General features: G+C 35.3%; 22 protein-coding genes. 3 read left to right on the top strand and 19 right to left on the bottom strand.

Annotation, left to right across the window (positions count from 1 at the left end; translation table 11 throughout):
* Positions 1-242: 242 nt before the first annotated feature.
* Positions 243-1913 (bottom strand): asparagine synthase B, encoded by a 1671-nt coding sequence (gene asnB / locus Q1A60_RS19850; RefSeq protein WP_299768990.1) that lies wholly within the window; start codon positions 1911-1913, stop codon positions 243-245.
* A gap of 267 nt (positions 1914-2180) precedes the next feature.
* Between asnB and Q1A60_RS19845 the strand changes: the two genes are divergently transcribed.
* Complete coding sequence (locus Q1A60_RS19845; RefSeq protein ID WP_299768993.1) at positions 2181-2717, top strand: DUF2911 domain-containing protein; 537 nt, start codon at positions 2181-2183, stop codon at positions 2715-2717.
* A 54-nt stretch (positions 2718-2771) separates the two neighbouring features.
* Here the strand turns inward: Q1A60_RS19845 and Q1A60_RS19840 are convergent, their stop codons facing one another.
* The 9 genes from Q1A60_RS19840 to tgt form a co-directional block, all read right to left on the bottom strand.
* Complete coding sequence (locus Q1A60_RS19840) at positions 2772-3221, bottom strand: hypothetical protein (protein ID WP_299768996.1); 450 nt, start codon at positions 3219-3221, stop codon at positions 2772-2774.
* A gap of 109 nt (positions 3222-3330) precedes the next feature.
* Positions 3331-3861, bottom strand: a complete 531-nt coding sequence (locus tag Q1A60_RS19835; RefSeq protein ID WP_299768999.1) for a DUF922 domain-containing protein — start codon at positions 3859-3861, stop codon at positions 3331-3333.
* 1 nt (position 3862) lies between these two features.
* Complete coding sequence (locus Q1A60_RS19830; RefSeq protein ID WP_299769002.1) at positions 3863-5122, bottom strand: asparagine synthetase B; 1260 nt, start codon at positions 5120-5122, stop codon at positions 3863-3865.
* A gap of 622 nt (positions 5123-5744) precedes the next feature.
* Positions 5745-6224: a hypothetical protein gene (locus tag Q1A60_RS19825; RefSeq protein ID WP_299769005.1), complete on the bottom strand. Its 480-nt coding sequence runs from the start codon at positions 6222-6224 to the stop codon at positions 5745-5747.
* A 41-nt stretch (positions 6225-6265) separates the two neighbouring features.
* Positions 6266-7798 (bottom strand): replicative DNA helicase, encoded by a 1533-nt coding sequence (gene dnaB / locus Q1A60_RS19820; protein ID WP_299769008.1) that lies wholly within the window; start codon positions 7796-7798, stop codon positions 6266-6268.
* Between the two features lie 169 nt (positions 7799-7967).
* Positions 7968-8921, bottom strand: a complete 954-nt coding sequence (locus tag Q1A60_RS19815; RefSeq protein ID WP_299769011.1) for an acetyl-CoA carboxylase carboxyltransferase subunit alpha — start codon at positions 8919-8921, stop codon at positions 7968-7970.
* Positions 8922-9002: 81 nt separating this feature from the next.
* Positions 9003-9905, bottom strand: a complete 903-nt coding sequence (locus tag Q1A60_RS19810) for a DMT family transporter (RefSeq protein ID WP_299769013.1) — start codon at positions 9903-9905, stop codon at positions 9003-9005.
* Complete coding sequence (locus tag Q1A60_RS19805; protein WP_299769016.1) at positions 9892-10977, bottom strand: LptF/LptG family permease; 1086 nt, start codon at positions 10975-10977, stop codon at positions 9892-9894. Before Q1A60_RS19805 ends, Q1A60_RS19810 begins: the two co-directional genes overlap by 14 nt.
* 4 nt (positions 10978-10981) lie before the next feature.
* Positions 10982-12112 (bottom strand): tRNA guanosine(34) transglycosylase Tgt, encoded by a 1131-nt coding sequence (tgt, locus tag Q1A60_RS19800; RefSeq protein ID WP_299769019.1) that lies wholly within the window; start codon positions 12110-12112, stop codon positions 10982-10984.
* 328 nt (positions 12113-12440) lie between these two features.
* On the opposite strand from tgt, the gene Q1A60_RS19795 reads away from it, so the two are divergent.
* Complete coding sequence (locus Q1A60_RS19795) at positions 12441-12638, top strand: hypothetical protein (protein WP_299769022.1); 198 nt, start codon at positions 12441-12443, stop codon at positions 12636-12638.
* Positions 12639-12840: 202 nt separating this feature from the next.
* Here Q1A60_RS19795 and Q1A60_RS19790 read toward each other — a convergent pair whose 3' ends face one another.
* The 7 genes from Q1A60_RS19790 to Q1A60_RS19760 all read right to left on the bottom strand — a co-directional run bounded on the left by Q1A60_RS19790 (position 12841) and on the right by Q1A60_RS19760 (position 18888).
* Positions 12841-14397, bottom strand: a complete 1557-nt coding sequence (locus Q1A60_RS19790; RefSeq protein WP_299769025.1) for a rhomboid family intramembrane serine protease — start codon at positions 14395-14397, stop codon at positions 12841-12843.
* Positions 14398-15633 (bottom strand): divalent metal cation transporter, encoded by a 1236-nt coding sequence (locus tag Q1A60_RS19785; RefSeq protein WP_299769028.1) that lies wholly within the window; start codon positions 15631-15633, stop codon positions 14398-14400. It lies immediately after the preceding gene.
* Positions 15630-16196, bottom strand: coding sequence for a sigma-70 family RNA polymerase sigma factor (locus Q1A60_RS19780; RefSeq protein ID WP_299769031.1), 567 nt, complete (start codon positions 16194-16196; stop codon positions 15630-15632). The genes Q1A60_RS19785 and Q1A60_RS19780 overlap by 4 nt, the downstream gene beginning before the upstream one ends.
* Positions 16187-17302 carry a glycosyltransferase gene (locus tag Q1A60_RS19775; protein WP_299769034.1) on the bottom strand — a complete coding sequence of 372 codons (1116 nt, stop codon included), beginning with the start codon at positions 17300-17302 and terminating at the stop codon, positions 16187-16189. The genes Q1A60_RS19780 and Q1A60_RS19775 overlap by 10 nt, the downstream gene beginning before the upstream one ends.
* 12 nt (positions 17303-17314) lie before the next feature.
* Complete coding sequence (locus tag Q1A60_RS19770; RefSeq protein WP_299683863.1) at positions 17315-17512, bottom strand: membrane or secreted protein; 198 nt, start codon at positions 17510-17512, stop codon at positions 17315-17317.
* Between the two features lie 63 nt (positions 17513-17575).
* The gene (locus Q1A60_RS19765; RefSeq protein WP_299769037.1) at positions 17576-18340 is read right to left on the bottom strand and encodes an anti-sigma factor; all 765 of its coding nucleotides are present in this window, start codon (positions 18338-18340) and stop codon (positions 17576-17578) included.
* Entirely contained in the window at positions 18337-18888 is a 552-nt protein-coding gene (locus Q1A60_RS19760; protein WP_299769040.1) for a sigma-70 family RNA polymerase sigma factor, read from the bottom strand. Before Q1A60_RS19760 ends, Q1A60_RS19765 begins: the two co-directional genes overlap by 4 nt.
* Positions 18889-19041: 153 nt before the next feature.
* Here Q1A60_RS19760 and Q1A60_RS19755 point away from each other — a divergent pair, with 153 nt between their 5' ends.
* Entirely contained in the window at positions 19042-19524 is a 483-nt protein-coding gene (locus Q1A60_RS19755; protein ID WP_299769043.1) for a fasciclin domain-containing protein, read from the top strand.
* 90 nt (positions 19525-19614) lie between these two features.
* On the opposite strand, the gene murB is transcribed toward Q1A60_RS19755, so the two are convergent.
* A complete protein-coding gene (gene murB, locus Q1A60_RS19750; protein WP_299769041.1) occupies positions 19615-20634 on the bottom strand; it encodes a UDP-N-acetylmuramate dehydrogenase in 1020 nt (339 codons plus the stop codon).
* Positions 20635-20637: 3 nt separating this feature from the next.
* Positions 20638-21828, bottom strand: a complete 1191-nt coding sequence (locus Q1A60_RS19745; RefSeq protein WP_299769042.1) for a pyridoxal phosphate-dependent aminotransferase — start codon at positions 21826-21828, stop codon at positions 20638-20640.
* Between the last annotated feature and the right edge of the window lie 157 nt (positions 21829-21985).

The raw sequence follows: 21985 nt of genomic DNA, 5'->3' as shown, positions 1-21985 counted from the left end.
GTCTTAAAAATCTAAGGTTAACAAATATAAAAAAAGGGCTCCTTCTATCTGGTTAAAAGCGTGCCAAAACCCTTGAAGTTATCAACAATTTGTGAAAAAGTAAAAGCGTGGGAAGTATAGTATTTATGCGCTTTCGCGAAAGCGTATACATTCAAATTCTGTTTTGTTTGTAAATGGCATAAAATCAAGTAAAAAACGCCAGCAAATGCCGGCGTTTAAAAGGGGGAAATAAAATTATTATTTTAATACGCATCATCATGCACCATCGCAACGGCTCTACCCGACGGATCATTCATGTTTTTAAAGGCTTCATCCCATTCTAATGCGATAGGTGTACTACACGCGACAGAGGGTACCGAAGGCACACATAATGCAGCGGCATCACTTGGAAAATGCTCTTCAAAAATAGATCGATAATAAAATTCTTCTTTGTTTTGAGGCGTATGAATAGGAAAACGATGGTGTGCATTTTCCATTTGGAGATCACTTACAGCGGTTTCTACCACTTCTTTAAGTGTATCTATCCAACTGTAGCCAACGCCATCAGAAAACTGCTCTTTTTGTCTCCATGCGACACTTTCTGGCAAGTACTTTTCAAAGGCTTTACGTAATACCCATTTTTCCATCCCTCTACGTTCTTTGGTAATCATTTTATCTATGGGGTTCAAACGCATCGCCACATCCATAAATTCTTTATCTAAAAAAGGAACTCGTCCTTCAATTCCCCATGCCGCCAGTGATTTGTTGGCACGTAAGCAATCATACATATGAAGTTTATCTAGTTTACGAACTGTTTCTTCATGGAATTCTTTTGCATTAGGTGCTTTGTGAAAATATAAATAGCCTCCAAAAATCTCATCAGCTCCTTCTCCAGAGAGTACCATTTTTACCCCCATCGATTTAATTACTCTCGCCATTAAATACATAGGTGTACTGGCACGTATGGTTGTGATATCATAGGTTTCTAAGTGATAAATCACATCCCGGATAGCATCAAGTCCTTCTTGAATGGTAAATTCTATTGGATGATGCACCGTTCCAATATGATCTGCGACTACTTGCGCGGCAGCAAGATCTGGCGATCCTTTTAATCCAATACTAAATGAATGTAATTGTGGCCACCATGCATCTTGTTCATCTCCAGATTCAACTCTTTTTTCAGAATATAATTTTGCAACAGCACTGGTAATCGAAGAATCTAAGCCGCCAGATAATAATACCCCATAAGGTACATCACTCATTAATTGGCGTTTTACAGAAGCAGCAAGTGCATCATGTAACTCTTCGATACTCGTTTCATTGTCTTTTACCGCATCATAGTCCATCCAGTCACGTTTATACCAACGTACCAATTCTCCATCTGTACTTGATAAGTAATGTCCTGGAGGGAATAATTCGATTTTTGAACAAACGCCTTCTAATGCTTTTAACTCTGATGCTACATAAAATGTTCCATGCGCATCCCACCCCATATATAGCGGAATAATTCCCATATGGTCACGTGCAATTAAATAGCTATCTGTTTTTGTATCATATAAAGCAAATCCAAAAATACCGTTTAAATCATCTAAAAAGTCAACACCTTTTTCTTGATATAAGGCTAGGATAATCTCACAATCTGATGCCGTTTGAAATGCATAATCCGTTGTGAGTTCTGCTTTTAGTTCTTTGTGATTGTATATTTCTCCGTTGGCTGCAAGAATTAAATTTCCTGATGCATCTATTAACGGTTGTTTTCCAGACGCTGGATCTACAATAGCAAGACGTTCATGCGCTAAGATCACTTTTTCAGTTGCATAAATCCCGCTCCAATCTGGCCCTCTATGACGAATTTCTTTCGACATTTCTAATAACTGAGGACGTAAGGTTGTCATATCTTGTTTTAGTTCGAAGGCACATACAATTCCACACATAACTAATTTGTTTTATAATTTATAGTTCAAATGTCTCATTATAGTTTCATTAATAAAACATAAAAACAATATTAAGTTACAATATGAAACAATAATTACTTATATCTATTCAATACATAAGCTATACGCTTTCGCGAAAGCGTATATAGAAAAATTTTGAAAGTTTTGATCCTTTAGTACGACTGTTTCTAGAGGGATAAATCTTAAGCTTTATTTAACATCTTAAATTTATAGCCTACTGTATCTTTAAACCAAAATTAAACTCAAATGAAAAAATTATTTACACTAGCTCTTATAGCTATGGCTTTTATGGTTGCACCTTCAGTTAACGCTCAGTTTGCAGGTCTTCAAAAAAGTCCAACAGATATTGCTTATGCAAAAGCAGATCGTCGCGCAAAACCAACAATGAAAGTAATTTATAGCCGTCCTCAGAAAAAAGGACGTGATGTTTTTGGAGGATTAGTTTCTTACGGAAAAGTATGGCGTACCGGTGCAGATGAAGCTACTGAGATCAAGTTAATGCAAGATTACAAATTTGGAGACAAAACTGTAAAAGCAGGAACGTATTCTTTATTTACAATTCCAGGAGAAAAAGAATGGACAATTATTCTTAATTCTGATCTTGATGATTGGGGAGCATATGCTTACAAAGAAAGTAATGATGTGGCTCGTATCACAGTGCCTGTATCACAAGGAAAAGAAGTTGTAGAAGCATTTTCTATCGGATTCAAGCCTGTTGAAAAAGGATACCATATGGTATTAGGATGGGATACTACACTTGTTGAAGTACCATTTTACAACTAAGAAATATTTTTATATATAGAAAAAGCCTTCCAGATTGGAAGGCTTTTTTTGTGCTTACAGATCACTTGGATCAATACTCGTACCTATCCTGTCACATTTTTGTTTTAATTGTATATCGTTTAGAAATCCCATTCTATAACAGCGGGCTAAAAAATAATACATCGCATTTACCAATTCTTTTTGTGTCGCATCTAATACAGCACTAGACATACGCTTAGGTGGTGATGGCGAAGGTGGGTTCCCATCACTAAATTCACATTTCCCACCACATATATGACAATAATCAGATACCCTGACATCGTGTTTTGTTATGTATTCTTTCTGAGCATCACGCATATTATTAAATCTAGATTTATATGCGTCTATGGTTCTTTGAGCTGCAATGACTTCTTCTAGCCAAAAGTCAATATTAGCATATTGCCCTACTACATAATATCCATATCCTGTGGTAAATTTCTTTAATTGCGTTGCAACTAAGTTTGCTTTTTCTATTGTATAAATCATTCATTGGTTTTCGTTACTATTGATTTTGAAATGACAATAGTAACTTGTCACAACGAAATGATTTTGCGCAGTTCTTATTTTTTATGAAGAATATTTAAAGATAATAAGGTTATTGAGGTAACAGAAGTCTCTCAATTTTTGTTTCCCATCTCTTTTCAGCTTCTCTATTTATAGAGTGATTTGTTTCTTCATCAAAAGCGCGTTGCATAGCGCGTCGTTGTTCTTCGACTTCTTCATACAATGCTTTTACTTCTTTTTTAGAATTTGATGTAAAATTATACGATTGAATACGTGCATTTAATATTCGGGTATGAATCTCTGTAATATCAAAATGCGTTTGCTCATGTTTTAGTAATCGAGCGGTTGTATCTTTAGCTCTATACCAAGAATATTCTGGATAAAAATGAGCGACTACTTCTGTCTCACTTTTATCAAGCATTCCTCTACCATCTATCACATACGACTGACTCATCCCACTACTAGTACTTGCTACAAAACTTCCTTTCCCATTAGGGCTTCCTTTAAAATCGGTCCATGATAAGGTTTTATTGGGTTGCCACGCAATACGTTCTGGTACTATCGTAAATGAACAGAATACGACTAATGCAATTCCAAGTACTTTATAGTGTCGTGTTATCATATCAGGTTTTTTGTTTTTTCTTTCGCGCTGCTGGGAAAAGCACATTGTTTAATATTAAACGATATCCTGGAGAATTAGGATGCAATTCTAATTCTGTTTTTGGATCTCCTACACGGTGACGGTAATCTTCTGGATCATGTCCGCCATAAAATGTAAAAAATCCTTTTCCTTTAATTCCGTGAATATAACGTGCCTCCCCATTAGTTAAGTTCTCTCCCATAATAAGCACATTCGATTTAATTAACGCTGAATCATAAGAGGTTGTCTGCCCCATAAATCCTTTGACTAAGGCAGTATGGTTTTGACATAACATTGTTGGAATGGGATCCCACTTAGCACTGTAATCTTTTAATGTAAAATAATCTGTTTCAAAAGGAATACGACGTTTACGTGTCATATCTATGGTTGAAAATTCATATATAGTAGGTGAACGTTCAAGTGTAAAGTTTTTAAATGCGAAGGTTTTACTAAAGTCAATTTTAGATTGATAATTAGCATCTGATGCATCTCCATCAAACATAGGTTCGCAAATATCTACACCTTCGGCAGCTAAGGCAATATCAAAGCTATCGGTGGCACTACACATGGCAAACATAAATCCGCCTCCTACTACATAGTCGCGTATTTTTAAGGAGACATCTCTTTTTTCTTCAGATACCTTAGTATAGCCTAGTTTTGTAGCTAAGTCCTCAGCGGCTTTCTTTTCTTCGATATACCAAGGTGCTGCTCGGTAGGCTCCATAAAATTTTCCATACTGCCCTGTAAAGTCTTCGTGATGTAAGTGTAACCAATCATAGAGTATTAACTGATCGCTTAATACTTGCTCATCATAAATGGTTTCATAGGGAATCTCAGCATAGGTTAATACCATCGTTACCGCATCGTCCCATGGTACTTTACTATCCGGAGTATATACGGCAATTTTAGGTGCTTTTTCTAACACCACCGCCTCCATATTTTGCGACGGACTGCTGATCATGGTCAATAGTTCTTCTGTTTTCCCATCAGATAGGACTTCATAAGAAACCCCACGTATGGTACATTCTCTTCGGATGTCTTCTGTATCGGGTACTAAAAAGGAACCGCCTCTATAATTCAATAACCATTTTACTTTGATCTGTTGATCTAATGTCCAATAGGTAATTCCGTAGGCTTTTAAGTGTTCTCGCTGCCCCTCTACATCCATAGGAATTAAGATATAGGACGCTTGCGCGAAATGGCACGATAGTACCAATAGAAATAATGCAATTATTCTTTTCATTGATGTAAACTCATTTCATAAGCAATACTACATACGACATAGTTGTATGGTATGTAACGTTTAAAAATACGGTTTTCTTATGACAAAAGTGATGCCATGTTAAGAGATTAGTATGTAGTTAACAATATATAGTTGTAGTGAGTAGTTTTTGAAGGAGATGTGAGAAAGAATCAGGCCTGCCTGACGGTAGGCAGGATCGCTACGCTTCAAGAATTAAGAATCAGGAGTCAAGACAAATTAGCTTTCCTCATAGGAAGGAGTTATGAAAGTATACGAAATAACGCTCCCTTCCGTCTATGTCTCGTTTCCTCGACACAGCCACCTTCCCTCGCCGAGGGAAGGAGCTCTTTTTGTATGTATTCTAATTACTAATGAGAGGTCGTAAGATAGAGTACTCCTAATTCTGCTTTAAATATCTCTTACTCCAATCTCTAGAGGGGAAACTCATACTCTTACTTCTAGAGGAATGACTTCCCTCCTAAAAAGGAGGGATCGAGGGAGGTGTGAAGAATTGTAGTTCTTATATCAATAGAAAATAGAGTAACACTCTAAATTAGAGTAGTACTCTATTTTTATATTACTTTAGTAATTAAAATTGAGAAACCTTTAGAAGTAAAATATTTTAATCATGTCCATTAGGACAACAATTCCCAGGAACATTATGAACTATTGAGTTTTTATAATTCTGAATATAATTTATTGACCTTTCTCTATCATAACCATTAAGTACTATCCCGTTCTTATCTACAATACTACCACACCATCCACATCGATATACAATTTCTCCATCATAGTAATTAAATGTATTAATTTCTATGTTTCTGTCTGAAATATCATCATTTCTTAAAATTCCGATTCTTCTTATTGGAATACGCTCATCATCTTTTTCTCTGATTAAAACTCCTAAAAGCAAATGCGGAAATGTCATACTTTCCCCATAAGTATCTCTATATTCTAAAATCACATCATCAAAACATGAAGGGTTTAATATTATAGTATCCTCATTTGTCAACCTTTCATCAAGTATGATATCCCTCAACAGCCTATAAGTTATTTTACCACTTATATATTTCAACTCCGGTTTTCTTTCTGCAGTTCTCATATAAAATTATATAAACGATTAACAATTAACTTATAACTGTATTAAAAAGGAACCCCATCATCTTCTTCACTACCAAAAGCTTGGTCTGGTGAAGGAAGGCTATCTGGCTTGAAGGTGTCGTCATTGGCTGCAGCATTCATACTACTTGCAAATTCATACGGAGTACTGAAATCATCAAGGTTATCAAACTTACCTAAGTGACCAATAAATTTTAATCGAATATTATCCAACCCACCATTACGGTGTTTTGCTACGATAAATTCTCCTTGTCCTTCGGTTGGACTGCGTTCTTCATCATCCCACTCTTCTATCTTATAATATTCTGGACGGTAGATGAAAGATACAATATCGGCATCTTGCTCAATCGCTCCAGATTCACGAAGGTCGGAAAGTAGCGGACGCTTACTACCACCACGGGTCTCTACCGCACGTGATAACTGTGATAGTGCAATTACAGGAATAGAAAGTTCTTTTGCGAGTGCTTTCAGGTTACGCGAAATCATCGAGATTTCCTGTTCACGGTTTCCGCCTCCTTTTTGTGCAGATCCACCTGTCATTAACTGCAAGTAGTCAATCATGATGATCTTAATGCCAAATTGAGAAGCGAGACGTCTTGCCTTTGCTCTTAAATCAAAGATAGAAAGCGATGGCGTGTCATCTATAAACAAAGGTGCTTTTTCTAAGCTCTTTACTTTTACATTTAATTGCTCCCACTCGTGTTTTTCTAGTTTACCTGTACGTAATTTTTCTGAAGACAGTCCTGTTTCTGAAGAAATAAGACGGGTAATCAACTGTACCGAAGACATCTCCAGTGAGAAGAAGGCTACGGGTATGTTTTGATCTACTGCCATATTACGAGCCATCGTAAGCGTCATAGCCGTTTTACCCATACCTGGACGTGCTGCTACAATAATCAAATCACTCGGTTGCCATCCAGAAGTCAGTTCATCTACTTTCGTAAATCCAGTAGGAATTCCTGACATCCCTTCTTTATTAGACATTTCTTCAATCTTCTTCTTCGCTTGAATTACTAAGTTTTGCGCAGACTCACTACTACGTTTTACGTTCCCTTGTGTTACTTCGTATAGTTTACTTTCTGCCGTATCTAATAAGTCAAAAACATCCGTAGTATCATCATAGGCTTCTTCAATAATTTCATTTGAAATTTTAATAAGCGAACGCTGGATATACTTCTGCAATATAATACGCGCATGGTACTCAATATGAGCAGAAGAGGCTACTTTTTGCGTCAATTGAATCAAGTAATAATCTCCTCCTACGATATCCAATTTTGCCATTTTCTTTAATTGCTCAGAAACCGTTAATAAGTCAACGGGCTGACCTTCTTCAAAGAGAATTCTAATGGCTTCAAAGATGTGTTTGTGTTGGTCTTTATAGAAAACATCTGGTGAAAGAATATCGATCACCTCATCGACTCCTTTTTTATCAATCATTAAAGCCCCTATCACAACAGTCTCTAAATCAACTGCTTGTGGAGGTATTTTTCCTTTTTCCAAAGAAATTACTTGTCCTGAAGATACATTATATGCTGGAGTGGGCTTGATTTTTTCCATGGCTACGAATGTAAACAAATTGTTAAGGGGTTAGGACGCTTCTCTTGTGATGAATCTCCACACCTCATTAACAATTCAACTGTTAATAACTCTTATTTATTGTTAATAGTCATAAAAAAATCCGAAACTCAAATAGCTTCGGATTTGGTAGTAAGTGAAAAATTAGGGACTAGCCTTTAAAGACTCCCATTTCCGAATATTTTTTCATTCTATCATTCACCAATTCTTCTGGTGATAAGTTTTTCAAATCATTAAAAGATGACTCGATCGTTTCTCTTACGGTTTTAAAAGTTTCTTCTCTATTAGCATGAGCACCACCAAGTGGTTCTTTAATAATGGAGTCAATTACTTTCAATTTTAAGCTGTCTTTTGCTGTTAGCTTTAAGGCTTCGGCAGCAATTTCTTTTTGTTCCCAACTTCTCCATAAAATAGAAGAGCAGTTTTCTGGAGAGATTACAGAGTACCATGCATTTTCAAGCATCATTACTTTATTACCTACACCTATTCCTAAAGCTCCTCCACTGGCTCCTTCTCCAATTATCAAAACCATGATTGGCACTTTAAGACGTGTCATCTCTAAGATATTACGTGCGATCGCTTCGCCTTGGCCGCGTTCTTCTGCTTCCAATCCCGGGTATGCTCCTGGTGTATCTATAATGGTCACAACAGGCACATTAAATTTCTCGGCACTTTTCATAAGTCGAAGTGCTTTACGGTATCCTTCTGGATTTGCCATTCCAAAATTACGATATTGACGTGTTTTGGTATTGTATCCTTTTTGTTGCCCAATAAACATATAGCTCTGATCTCCAATCTTTCCAAGACCTCCAATCATTGCTTTATCATCTTTTACATTACGATCACCGTGAAGTTCCAGAAACGTATCTCCACAAATCGCATTGATATAATCAAGCGTATAGGGACGGTTAGGATGTCTTGACAATTGAACACGTTGCCATGCTGTCAAATTTTTATAAATGTCTTTTTTGGTTTGAGCGAGCTTTTTTTCAATTTGCTTACAGGTCTGGCTTACATCTACATCACTTTCAGCACCTATAATAACACATTTATCTAGTTGTTCTTCTAGCTCCTTAATGGGTAATTCGAAATCTAAATATTCCATTTTCAGTTTGTTACCTATTACGATTGCTCGTAATGAGTTGTTAGGTTTATCTTACAAATATAATAGTTTCTATTTGACTCCTTACTCTTTTTTTGAACGTAAAAGCTTTCTATTTTTCAGAATCCCATTTGCAATCACTACAGATAAGATTACAATGGCTCCATAATAGAATTCTGTACTCATTTGTTCTTTATCACCTAATAACATAAATGCTAATAAAATTCCATAAACGGGTTCTAAATTTATGGTAAGCATAATGGTATAAGGGCTGAGATGTTTCATCACCTTTACAGAGGCAATAAATGCATAGGCTGTACAAATAGACGCGAGTATCAAGAGATAGATCCAATCTGTATATGGGAGTGTAAAAAAGTCTATTGAAAAGAAGGAGTCCGCTTTCGCGAAAGCTAAATACGCCGTAATAAAAAGGGTACCTACTACCAGCTCATAAAACGAAATCTTGGTAGGATTATGGTCATGCACAAATTTACCATTCACTAATGTAAATATCGCCGAAAGCAATGCCGAAAGTAAGGCAAGCCCAATACCTAGCCTATATTCGGGTTGTACTTCAAAAATAAAATACAACGCACCAATCACAATGGCGCCAAATAGAAGCTCATACCAGATGAGTTTTCGTTTATAAAAAATAGGTTCTAATAAGGCTGTAAAAAAAGCCCCTGTACTCATCATCGCCAATGTAATAGAAACATTAGATACTTTGATCGCGCCAAAAAACGTGAGCCAGTGCACGGCGATGATAACTCCCGCAATTGCAAATGAGAGGAACGCTTTTCGCGAAAGCGTAATATCTATTTTTTTCCATTTAATATATATGAATATAAAGATAGATGCCATTCCCATTCTAAACCATACTAATGGTACAGAATCTATACTAATAAGAGATCCTAATACAGCGGTAAACCCCCATATAAAAACAATGAGATGAAAATGAAGATAGCTACGTAGTTTAGCGTTTTGCATTGCGCAATAGATATACAGCTAAAATAGCAAACAAGACATTAGGAAACCATACTGCAATTAATGGTGGAAAATCGGATTGTTCTGCCAATGTCCCAAATACTTTATCAAAGAAAATAAAAACGAACGCCAATAAAATTCCAAAAGCTAAGTTGGCTCCCATTCCTCCTCTACGTTTCATTGCCGATACTGCTACGGCAATAATCGTAAGGATGTATGCCGCTACAGGTAGACTATATCGCTTTTGAAGAGTTACTTTATAACGGCTTATATAGGATGACCCTCTTAATTCTTCTTTTTTTATAAACTCTCTTAACTCTGGTGTAGGCAATGTTTCTGCAATATACTCTACTGGGGTCAAATCATCTATATCAAAAGCAAAGGTGGTATCTACTTTTGCTCTACTCTCTAAAATATCACCATCTACTCCCACCGTACGTTTTTTGTAAGTCAAAAGTGTATACGTAGTATCTTTAGGGTTAAATTTTATTCTACCCGCAGAGATTTTGTAAGTCATTATATTGTCTTCAAAATGCTCCCATGTAAAATCACGACCTGTTTTTGTTTTGGTACTAAACGAACTCACATAGATATAGTCATTTTCGGCTATTTGACGATAGACATCTTTTGTTTGTTGTGCCTTGTCTTTTTTCCGTTGACTTTTAAGGTACTCATAGATAAATTCATTGTACCCTTTATTTGCTTTTGGTGCTAGATAAGCGCCTAACACAAAAGCTCCAAAACACACCAATGTTGCTCCTATCATATACGGACGTAAAAAACGCCAAAAGGAAACTCCACTACTTAAAAAGGCAATAACTTCAGTATTGTTTGCTAGTTTGGATGTAAACCAAATCACCGAAAGGAAAAGAAATAATGGAAACAATAGATTAGCAAAATATACCGTAAAGTTCAAATAATAAATAGCAACTTCTACAAAAGGAACTTCATTAGCTAAAATCTTATCAATTTTTTCTGCAAGATTTACGGTAATTCCAATAGGTATAAACAGCAAAAGCATCGTGACAAAAGTCCCGATGTAGCGTTTTACGATATACCAATCCAGAAGTTTCATGTACTTATAATCGTTTATCCATTTGTTTTACCATCATATCCTTCCAAGTACTAAATGTGCCTGCAAGAATTTGTTTTCTCGCTTCTCTTACTAACCAGAGATAGAATCCTAAGTTATGAATGGTTGCTATTTGCATACCTAATAATTCGTGACATTTAAATAAATGACGTAGATAGGCTTTGCTATATTCGGTATCTACCCACGTAATTCCCATTTCATCTATAGGAGAAAAATCTTCTGCCCATTTTAGGTTTTTGATATTAATAGTTCCATGTGCTGTAAATAACATTCCGTTACGGGCATTACGTGTAGGCATCACACAATCAAACATATCAATACCTAATGCAATATTTTCTAAAATATTAATAGGGGTTCCTACACCCATTAAATATCTTGGTTTTTCTTCGGGTAGCACAGCAGTTACGACTTCTGTCATTGCATACATCTCTTCTGCAGGTTCCCCTACTGAGAGTCCTCCAATGGCATTTCCAAAGGCATTTGAATTTGCAATATATTCGGCAGATTGTGTTCTTAAATCTTTATATGTACTTCCCTGTATAATAGGAAACAATGCTTGTTCATATCCATACAGCGCTGGTGTTTTTTCAAAATGTGTAATACATCTATCTAACCAACGATGCGTCATATGCATAGAACGCTTTGCGTATCTATAATCACATGGATAGGGTGTACATTCATCAAAAGCCATGATAATATCGGCACCTATCTGACGCTGAATCTCCATAACATTTTCTGGTGTAAATAAATGCATGGACCCATCTACATGCGATTTAAAGCGCACGCCTTCTTCTTTAATCTTTCTACGATTCGATAAGGAGTATACTTGAAAACCACCACTATCGGTAAGAATAGGTCGATCCCAGTTCATGAATTTATGCAAGCCTCCTGCTTTCTGTAATGTTCCTGTCCCAGGACGTAAGTATAAATGATAGGTATTCCCTAAAATAATATCTGGATTAATATCTTCTCTTAACTCACGTTGATGTACTCCTTTTACAGAAGCCACCGTTCCTACAGGCATAAAAATAGGAGTTTCAATCACTCCATGATCTGTTGTAAGCTTCCCTGCTCTAGCTTTACTAGCAGGATCTGTTGTTAGAAGGTCAAATTGCATAGGGCGCAAAGATAGTTTTTATAAATACGTTGTGCTATAGCTGTTTTAATAAAATCTCGTTAAAGGGAGTTTGGATTAATTTGACAAGTTCCTTTAATAATTATAATTATTCAATATTTAAAAGCATCAAACTATTTAAAAAGCACTGATTTACAGTACTTTTTGACACGGTATTTTGTTTAAAATACGGATACATTACTTTTCTACCCCTTCTATCTAAACTACTTTAGTATCAAAATCTAGGTATTGTTAACAACCAGTTTTTACGAAGGGGAAACCGAAAACCTTTTACTAGAGTAGGTACTTTATTATCTAATATATTTTAATTATGCTAAAAAACATTTTAAAACTAAACGGGGCTCAAGAATTGAGTAAAAACGAACAAACTTCTATTAACGGAGGATACAACTTCATTATAACGAATATACCATGTTCTAATATCTTTGATTGTCTTGCGGCAGGGACAGATCGTTGCTACTTTGGAGCAACTCCTGGTAATGAAAATGGAAGGTGTGTTATATTTTAATACCGTATGATAGGTATATCAGAAATAAATAAACGCAAAAAAAAATTGCGTATTTGAGAATAGTTTCTGGTACTTTTCCATAAAATTGAGGCTATCTTATTTTTTTAGATAGTCTCATTTTTTTCTAATTACACGATTTATTAGACACTATCAATCATATGCTTTTTATAGATAAAGAAATATTCTACTATTAAAGTTGAGCCTATTTAGTTTTTAAAATTGATAATTTCCGACTTATAAAATAGCCAGCACCAAATACAAACCCAAAAAGCAAACCACTTATATGTGCTATGTTTCCTACATTAGGTGTTGCAAAGCCTGCTAAAAGACTAATTCCCCCAAATAGCCCTAAAGTCATCCATATCATAGAGCGTTCTCCTCTTCCATATAATCGAAATATATTGAATGCCAACATCAATCCCATGACACCAAATATTGCTCCCGAAGCGCCTATTAATAAAATAGGGCCATCTGTTAAACATACGGATAAAATAACACTTACAATACCGGCTAATATATAAAGCACTAAAAACAAAATTGATCCCATCTTTTTTTCCACGAATGCTGCACAAATAAAGAGTGTAATCATATTATACGTCAAATGCCCTACACCACTGTGCACAAAAAAGGAGGTTATAATTTGCCAATATTTACCATTAAATAACGAATCACGAGTTGCTGCCCCAAAATGATAGAGTTCTTCTCCAGAAGGATGCATAAAATCAACACCTTTATATACACCAACACAAAAGACTATTACATTAATAATTACTATAACTATAGCAACTGGCATCAAAGAAAAGTTTTCTTTAAAAGATGTTATACCAGCCCTTGTATCTTCAAAATATTTTCGTGGTTGCTTAAATACTTTTAATTCTTCAGGATCTACCTTGCTAAATAAAATCATGATTAACAGTATAAACATTCCTATTAAAAACATCTTTACTGGAAGTTTTAAATTTATTTCTTCTAGCCTATCTTCTCTTGAGGTTGATGGGGTTATTATAATCAGATCATCGATAGGTAACTCATAACTATTCCTCTCTATTCCTGCAATAACACCCTCTTTAAAATCTGAAGTAACTAACTTCTTATATATCTTCGACTTATTTTTATAATTAGTTTTAAAAATAGCTGATGCTCTTGCTAAGAACTCCTTTTTTTTCTTTCTTTTCTCATAATCAGAAAGTCTGTTTGAAATGGTCTGTTTATGGGTGTCAGCATACCAAATAGTTTGGTTTGTGTTTTCAAAAGAGTATGCGTTGTAAAATGTATAGCTAAGCTGGTTGTTATTTTTTCCTTCAATTCTAGAAACGATAAAAGGATACTCTTTTGATGTGTTTATAGCAACCGTTTCTATATGAAAAAAACGTTCATTTTTATGATTAATAACATCACTAGCATTTTGAATCGATATCGTATCAAAACTCAGTATCTCAACATACTTACTAGTACTAACAATAAGAAAAATAGCTACAATAGATGCAATCATATAAAACACATCTCTAATACTCTTGTTATTTGCCTCTATACGAAGTATACGAATGCGTCGTTTTAAGAAACCATAAACAAACAACCCTGAAAAAATCATAGGAAATATTATATTCCAAAGATTTTCTTCTAAAGAGATCAACGAAAATTTATAATCTACAATCCATCTTAAAAGATGATAGCTAACTACTGTAAGTAACGTAACACATACAGTAGGAAAAAAAACTAATAATAGTTTTGTCTTAAGATTTTTAATTGATGTATTCATCTAGAACAACGTACTCACATACCATCCACTAAAAGCGATTAAAAGCAGAATACTCACAATACTATAAACCTTCATAGGAAGACCCAACCTCGCTTTTTCAGGAACATCTGCATCTTTAAAAACTAAATAATTACAAATCGCATAGAATGGCGCTGTCAAAAAGGATAATATCGTTGCCACTTTGATCAATAGTCCCATTTCACTCACGAAAAAGAAAAGAATAATACAGGTACCTATAATCAGTAAAATCAACCAAAATAGATAGCTTTTAAAAATACGTTTTACCCCTAAAAGGTTAGTAGCAGTAGACATCGCTCTAGGAGATGCATCTAGCGTAGTTAAGGTGGTACTAAACATTGTTGTAAAAGCAGCAACACCTATAAGAATCGTTGCCCAATCTCCTAAACTTGTCGTATACACACTAATAAGTTGTCCTGCAAAAACACCTCCTTTATCAGAAAATGTATCACCACTTCCAAACATTACTAATGCACCGAGCGTTACAAAACATATTCCTAAGACTACAGTTCCTAGGTAGCCAACATTAAAGTCAAAAAGCGATGTTTTTACATCATTTTTTTGAGTTTTTCCTTTTTCTACAGTCCATAAAGAATGGAAAATCGAAATATCTAAAGGGGCGGGCATCCATCCCATAAAGGCTATTAAAAAAGCAATTCCCGCAGCATCCGTTGGTAGTAATTGTATCAAACCATCAGAAGAACCCATGCCCTCTGTGGCTATGCTTTCGCGAAAAGCAAATAAGACAGCAAACAATGTACTCACCGTTAAGACTAAGATAATTACTTTCATCAGATTATCTAAAAGCTTATAACGTCCTAATGCTAAAATTGCTGCACAAAATAGGGTAATCATCACACTCCAAACAGCAATATCCCAATCCAGTCCGAAAAGTTGTACAGCTAATCCCGCAGTTACTATAGTTACTGCAGTCTGTATTGTAAACATGGTAAGTAACGACAAAATGAAATAGGTAATAAGAACTCCTTTCCCTAACTTAAAATACCCATGTAATAAACTATTCCCAGTAGCTGCTGCATATCTAGGCCCAAACTGAAATGAAGGATATTTTATAATATTAATAAGTACTAATGCCCATAATAAACCAAAGCCATAGTAACCCCCAGCTTTTGTACTTTGCACTAAGTGAGAAACTCCTATAGCGGCTCCTGCAAAAAGAAGTCCTGGACCTAATTTTTTTAGAGAAATACCACTCATCCTTCTGCTTTTTGAATAATATCTGCAAGAAGCCTCCTTGCTCTAAGTAGTTTTACTTTTACATTATTCATAGACTCCCCAAGCGTTTCTTCCATCTCTTTATAACTCATCTCCTGAAAATATCGCAAATTGATCATTTCCTGATAATGAGGCTTTAACATCTTTATATAACGTAAGAGCTGTGTCAGATTTTGTTCTTTAATCAATGCATCTTCTGGAGTAGGATTCTCATCAGGTATTTTATAGACTCCGTCTTCTTTTCTTGTAATTTGAGATCGAATCGAAGACTCTCGTTTTCTTAAGAGATCTATATGAATATTCTTAGAAATTGTAATAAGCCATGTATTAAACTTATATTGTTTTTTATAGGTGGCTATTTTATCAAAGGCTTTTGAAAATGTCTGAATGGTGATCTCTTCTGCTTCATACTCATCATTCGTACGCTTTAACTGAAATTTATAAACTTCATTCCAGAAGGTATTCAACAAAAAATTATAAGCACTTTGTTTGCCTTCTTTTGCTTTTTCTATTTCAGAAAGAATTGTACTGGGTTTTATTTCCAACGATTCGGTTTTGAGATCAAGTTTGTGATAAAGATACTCAATTGGAAAAATAATAAAAATAGTTCGTTAATCGGATATAAAAATGCGACATCTTTTTCTTTAAGCTTATGAGCACTCACTCCAATGGCAATCCATGAAAAAAGATATCGTAATCCGATAGCTCCAAGAACCCATTCCCATTTATACTGTATACTCAGCATCAATATAGCCATTACAAAAAATAACAACTGACTTATATAAAACAATCCTAAAAAGAATTTATCTCTAAAACGATAGTGGGATGCTGTACTCACATGCCTGCGTTTTTGGATATACCATTCTGAAAAAGTTTTCTTAGGAGTAGATACAGTAACACTATCGGGATGAAAGTTGATAGCTGTATTTTCTTTTGTTCCAGCTTGATTTACAAACAGATCGTCATCACCACTTTGCACCTTCATGTGATCGATAAACCCACGTTGCTCATAAAATAGATGCGTTGTGTATGCGAGATTACGACCTACTCCCATATACGGTCTGCCAGCAATAGCATAACTATAATATTGCATAGCCGTAAGTACCGTTTCATAACGAATTAATGTATTAAGCCAAGATCCTTTTATCTTTTCATAGGCACCATATCCTAAAATCAATTCTTTCTTTCCTGTGAAGTGATTTGCCATTTCCTGTATCCAATACTCTGATGTTGGATAACAATCGGCATCTGTAAAAAGCAAATGCTCATAGCTTGCCTTCTTAATACCTAAGGTAAGTGCATATTTTTTACTTCCCCAAAAGGCTTCATTATTTTCTACATGCACTTGTACAATATTAGGGTGTTGTGCTGCAAATTCTTCGATCACATCTTTTGTTTCGTCTCTTGAAGCATCATTAATTAAGACAAGTTCGAAATTGGAGTATTTCTGTGCTAACCAATGAGGTATATTCTTGCGTAAATTTTCGGCTTCATTTTTTGAGCATACAATAACAGATACAGGAGGAAGGTATGAGGGTTTGTTTTTTTTTGCTTTCGCGAAAGCAAAGCCATAAAAGAATATATAGTAGCATACATTAATAGCTACTGCTCCTATAAAAACATAAAATAAATACGTGAATAGTACTTCCAATAGCGTCAGCGATTACTGATCATTCTTGCAATCACCCATTTCTGAAGGTAATTTACCACACATCCCACATGCTTCCCCTTCTTTATTCAGGAAAGGGCTTTGGCTTGCACAAGTTCCAGCAAATTTACCGTCTTTTTTTGCCCAAATTTTTATTGCAATTCCTGCAACGGCAAGGCTTAAAAGTCCTAATGTAAGAAGTAGTAATTTCATAGGATATATTTTATGCAAATATACAAAGATTCTAAAAGACGAATCCTTTAAAAAAACATAAAATTAGAAGGAGATATTAGCCACTAAATTGTCTACAGTCGCTTCTTGACTACCACCTTTTGGCTCTATGGTAATATTAAGACTCGCCATACGTTCTTCATATGGAATTTCCACTAAGTTTTCTTTGGTAATCTTAAGAATATCCAAGGGCACCATATGTCCATCTACGCCTGCCCACATTTGATATACTTGGTCGTCAGGTAATTCAGGTAGTGCTACTACGTGTACATATGATTTCTTCTCAAGCATATTTACATAGGCAACGGTTTCTAGTTTTCTAGCCTTCGTGTTTCCTCGTAACACGTATTTTTCTGTAGACGAATTATTAAGAATCATAAACTGTTCTTCTACAGATTGAAGAGTCTCTCTATTAGAAACAATATCTTCATTTAGGTCTTCTATAAGTTCTGTAGTTAACCTTCTATCGTTTAGTAATTCTTGGTTTTGTCTCCAAATCATAAACGTCATAATCCCAAAAAGAATCGTCGCGGCACATGCTGTAATTGCAAGTATCGGGGTTGATGCTTTAGGCTTAGGTTTTGATTGGATTTGCTTTAAAATGCTTTCTTTGAGTTCTAGAGGTGCGGGTACTGCATACGATGTAGCATACTCCTCTAGATTCTCTTGCAATTCTATATAGGTTTTCTTTACCTCTGGATATTTCTCTATATAATGCTCTACCTCTTTAGACTCCATAGGGGAAGTGGCGTCCATTAAGTAGCGCTCCAGCAAATCACCATCTAAAAATATCTTTACTCTCTCATTCATATCGTCAAAAATACAATCACTATACCAAAAAGCTTGCGTAATTCTCTTAAACCTATTTTTAATCTTGATTTTACAGTTCCTAGTGGGATATTTAACTCGTCACTAGCTTCTTGCTGCGTCATGCCTTGAAAAAATAGTGCGTCTATTACGACTCTATATTTATCTTCAAGACCTCCAGCATGCGATGCGATGTCAAGATGTTCTATTGCAAACGTTGTGCTTGGTATACTATATACGTTAGATTCTTCTATTTGGATTTCTTTTGTTGTCTTTCTTTGTCTACTTCTTACAGCATCTATGGCTGTATTTTGAACTACGCGAAAAAGCCATGTAAAAAGACGCGCCTTACTGGCATCATATTTATGTGCATTTTTCCAAATCTTCACAAAAGATTCTTGTAATACATCTTGTGCTAACATCTCATCTTTTGTCACTTTTATAGCAACGCCGAATAATGCATCTGCATAGTGATCATATAGTAATCCTATAGCACGTTCATCTTGAGCTTTGAGAAGCTCAATAATATGTTGTTCTATAAATGGTTTCAAAAAATGGTTGGTTTTGATTTAACAAAAGTTTGTGAATGCATAGAAATCCATTGCTTAAAGTTACGGCGTATCTATTACAAATGAAAACAACTTTTTAATTATTAACTCAACAATTCAAAATTTATTATGAAAAAGATCGTTTTAATCTTCACCATGTTAACATTCTGTTTTTCAACAGTATCTATTGCACAATCTGACATCGTAGATGTTGCTTTATCTTCTAAAGATCATACTACGCTAGTTGCTGCAATAAAAGCCGCAGACCTTGTAAACACGCTTAAAGGCAAAGGTCCTTTTACCGTATTTGCTCCTACAAACGCAGCTTTTGATGCGCTTCCAAAAGGAACATTAGAATCCCTTTTAAAGCCGGAGTCAAAAAGTAAATTGGCATCTATTCTTACCTATCATGTAGTAGCTGGCAATTTTAAAGCTGCCGATGTCGTTGCAGCCATTAAAAAAGGAGGTGGTAAATTTACCATCAAAACCGTTAATGGAGGGACACTTACCGCTTCTTTAAAAGGAGACAACGTCGTCTTAGTAGATGCTAATGGAAATACATCCATTATTTCAGGAACAGATTTAAAAGCTTCTAATGGAGTTATCCATGTAATAGACAGCGTCGTGCTGCCTAAATAAATAGTTAGGTAAGTACTCTTTATATGAAAATAGCTCTATTAGATTTTACTGATAGAGCTATTCTTGTTTTTATGATGTATGTATCGTTTCCTAAAAAACATTCACTTCTGGAGTGATGGTAAGTCCGAATTTTTCTTTTACTGCATCTTGAACTTTTAGTGCAAGATTCCAAATTTCACTTCCTGAAGCATTTCCATGATTTACCAATACTAATGCTTGTTTATCGTGCACACCAGCATCACCAAAACGTTTTCCTTTAAACCCTGCTTGCTCTATAAGCCATCCCGCTGGCACTTTAATTTGATTTGAACCAACTGGATAATAAGGAATCTCTGGATATTGTTTACGCAACGCTGAAAAGGTTGCTTGCGATATAACGGGATTTTTAAAGAAACTTCCACTATTGCCTATTTTTTTAGGATCTGGAAGTTTAGCCTGACGTATTTTAATTACTGCGTCAGATACATCTTTTATAGTAGGCGCTACAATTCCTTGTGCTTTCAATGTATCTGCAATCGCTCCATATGCTGTTTTGACTTTATGTTCTTTTGTGGTAAGTCTAAAGGTTACTGAAGTAATAACATATTGATCTTTTAATAGGGTTTTAAATACAGAATCTCTATATCCAAAGGCACAATCTTCAAGTGAAAAGGTCTTTATTTCTCCATTTGCTCTCGACACCGCTTCACATTCATAAAACACATCTTTGAGTTCGACACCATATGCGCCTATATTTTGAATAGGTGCCGTGCCCACATTCCCAGGAATAAGTGATAAGTTTTCAACACCCCCATATCCTTTATCAATGCAATACAATACGAAGTCATGCCAGTTTTCACCGCCAGCGACATTGAGTAAGATTTCATTTTCGCCGCAAGGCAAATCAACAACAGTATATCCTTTCATATGGATATGCACAACATGTTTATCAATATCCTTTGTTAAAAGCATATTGCTTCCGCCTCCAATAACAAACAATTCAGAAGGGTCTTTTTCTTGAATAATACGTTGTAAATCGGCTACTGATGTCACAGATGAAATAGCTACTGCCTGTACATCTATGCCAAACGTATTGTATTCTTTTAGAGAAACCTTCTTTTGCTCACTCATAGATTAGGGTTTGTACTGTTGCAAAGCTTCGCGTAAAATTTCTACCGCTTCTTTTAATAAGTTTTCTTCTAGTACATATGCAATACGCACTTGATTAAGACCTACGCCATCACTAGAATAGAACCCTGCTGCTGGGGCTACCATAATTGTCTTGCCATTAAATTGGAAAGACTCTAGTAACCATTGCGCAAAAGCGTCTGCGTTTTCAACAGGTAATTCTGCAATACAATAAAAGGCTCCTTTAGGCTTTGCTACTTTTACACCAGGAATGGTTCCAAGTCCTTCAACTAGTGTATTACGTCTAGAAACATACTCATCGATCACATCTGTAAAGTATGAAGTTGGCGTTTCTAATGCCGCTTCACTTGCTAACTGTGCAAATGTAGGCGGACTCAAACGTGCTTGTGCAAATTTCATTGCAGTACCGATTAACTCTTTATTTCTACTTACAATACATCCTATACGAGCACCGCACATAGAATAACGTTTTGACACAGAGTCTATCATAATCGTATGCGCATCGATGTCGCGTTGTGTCATGACAGAATGATGTTTTAATCCATCATATGCGAATTCTCTGTATACCTCATCTGCAATTAAAAATAAGTCATGTTTTTTAACGAGTACTGCCAATTGCTTTATCTCTTCTTCACTGTATAAGTATCCTGTTGGATTTCCAGGGTTACAAATAACAATCGCTTTTGTTTTTGATGTTATTAATTTTTCAAAATCTGCAATAGGAGGCAATGCAAAACCAGAATCAATATTTGAAATTACTGGCACTACTTCTACTCCACTTGCTGTTGCAAAACCATTATAATTTGCATAAAAAGGTTCTGGAATAATAATCTGATCTCCAGGGTCGGTTACACTCCCCATTGCAAAAAGCAATGCTTCCGAACCTCCCGTAGTTACAATAATATCTTCCGAACTAACTTCTATACCATTCTTGTTATAATACGTAGCAAGTTTATCTCTATACGAAGCAAAACCAGCACTATGTGAATATGCTAATACGTCTATAGTATTACTCTTTATAGCATCTAGTGCTACTTGAGGTGTTTTTATATCAGGTTGTCCTATATTAAGATGGTGTATTTGTACTCCACGGGCTTTTGCAGCTTCTGCATAAGGTACTAACTTACGTATAGGAGATTGAGGCATGATTTGCCCTTTCATAGAAATTGCTGGCATAGTAATTTTATTTTTGCATTACAAAAATGCAAATTTAATTGATATTTATATAGGTACTTTCATAAAAAATAACACTCCTATGTCTAGTCCTAACTAATCGATACAGATTATTAACGGATTAAATTTATTAATTAAAGCTGAACAATGATATCATTGT

This window comes from uncultured Dokdonia sp., assembly GCF_947492535.1.
GTDB lineage: Bacteria > Bacteroidota > Bacteroidia > Flavobacteriales > Flavobacteriaceae > Dokdonia.
This window is presented reverse-complemented; position numbering and strand designations above follow the sequence as displayed.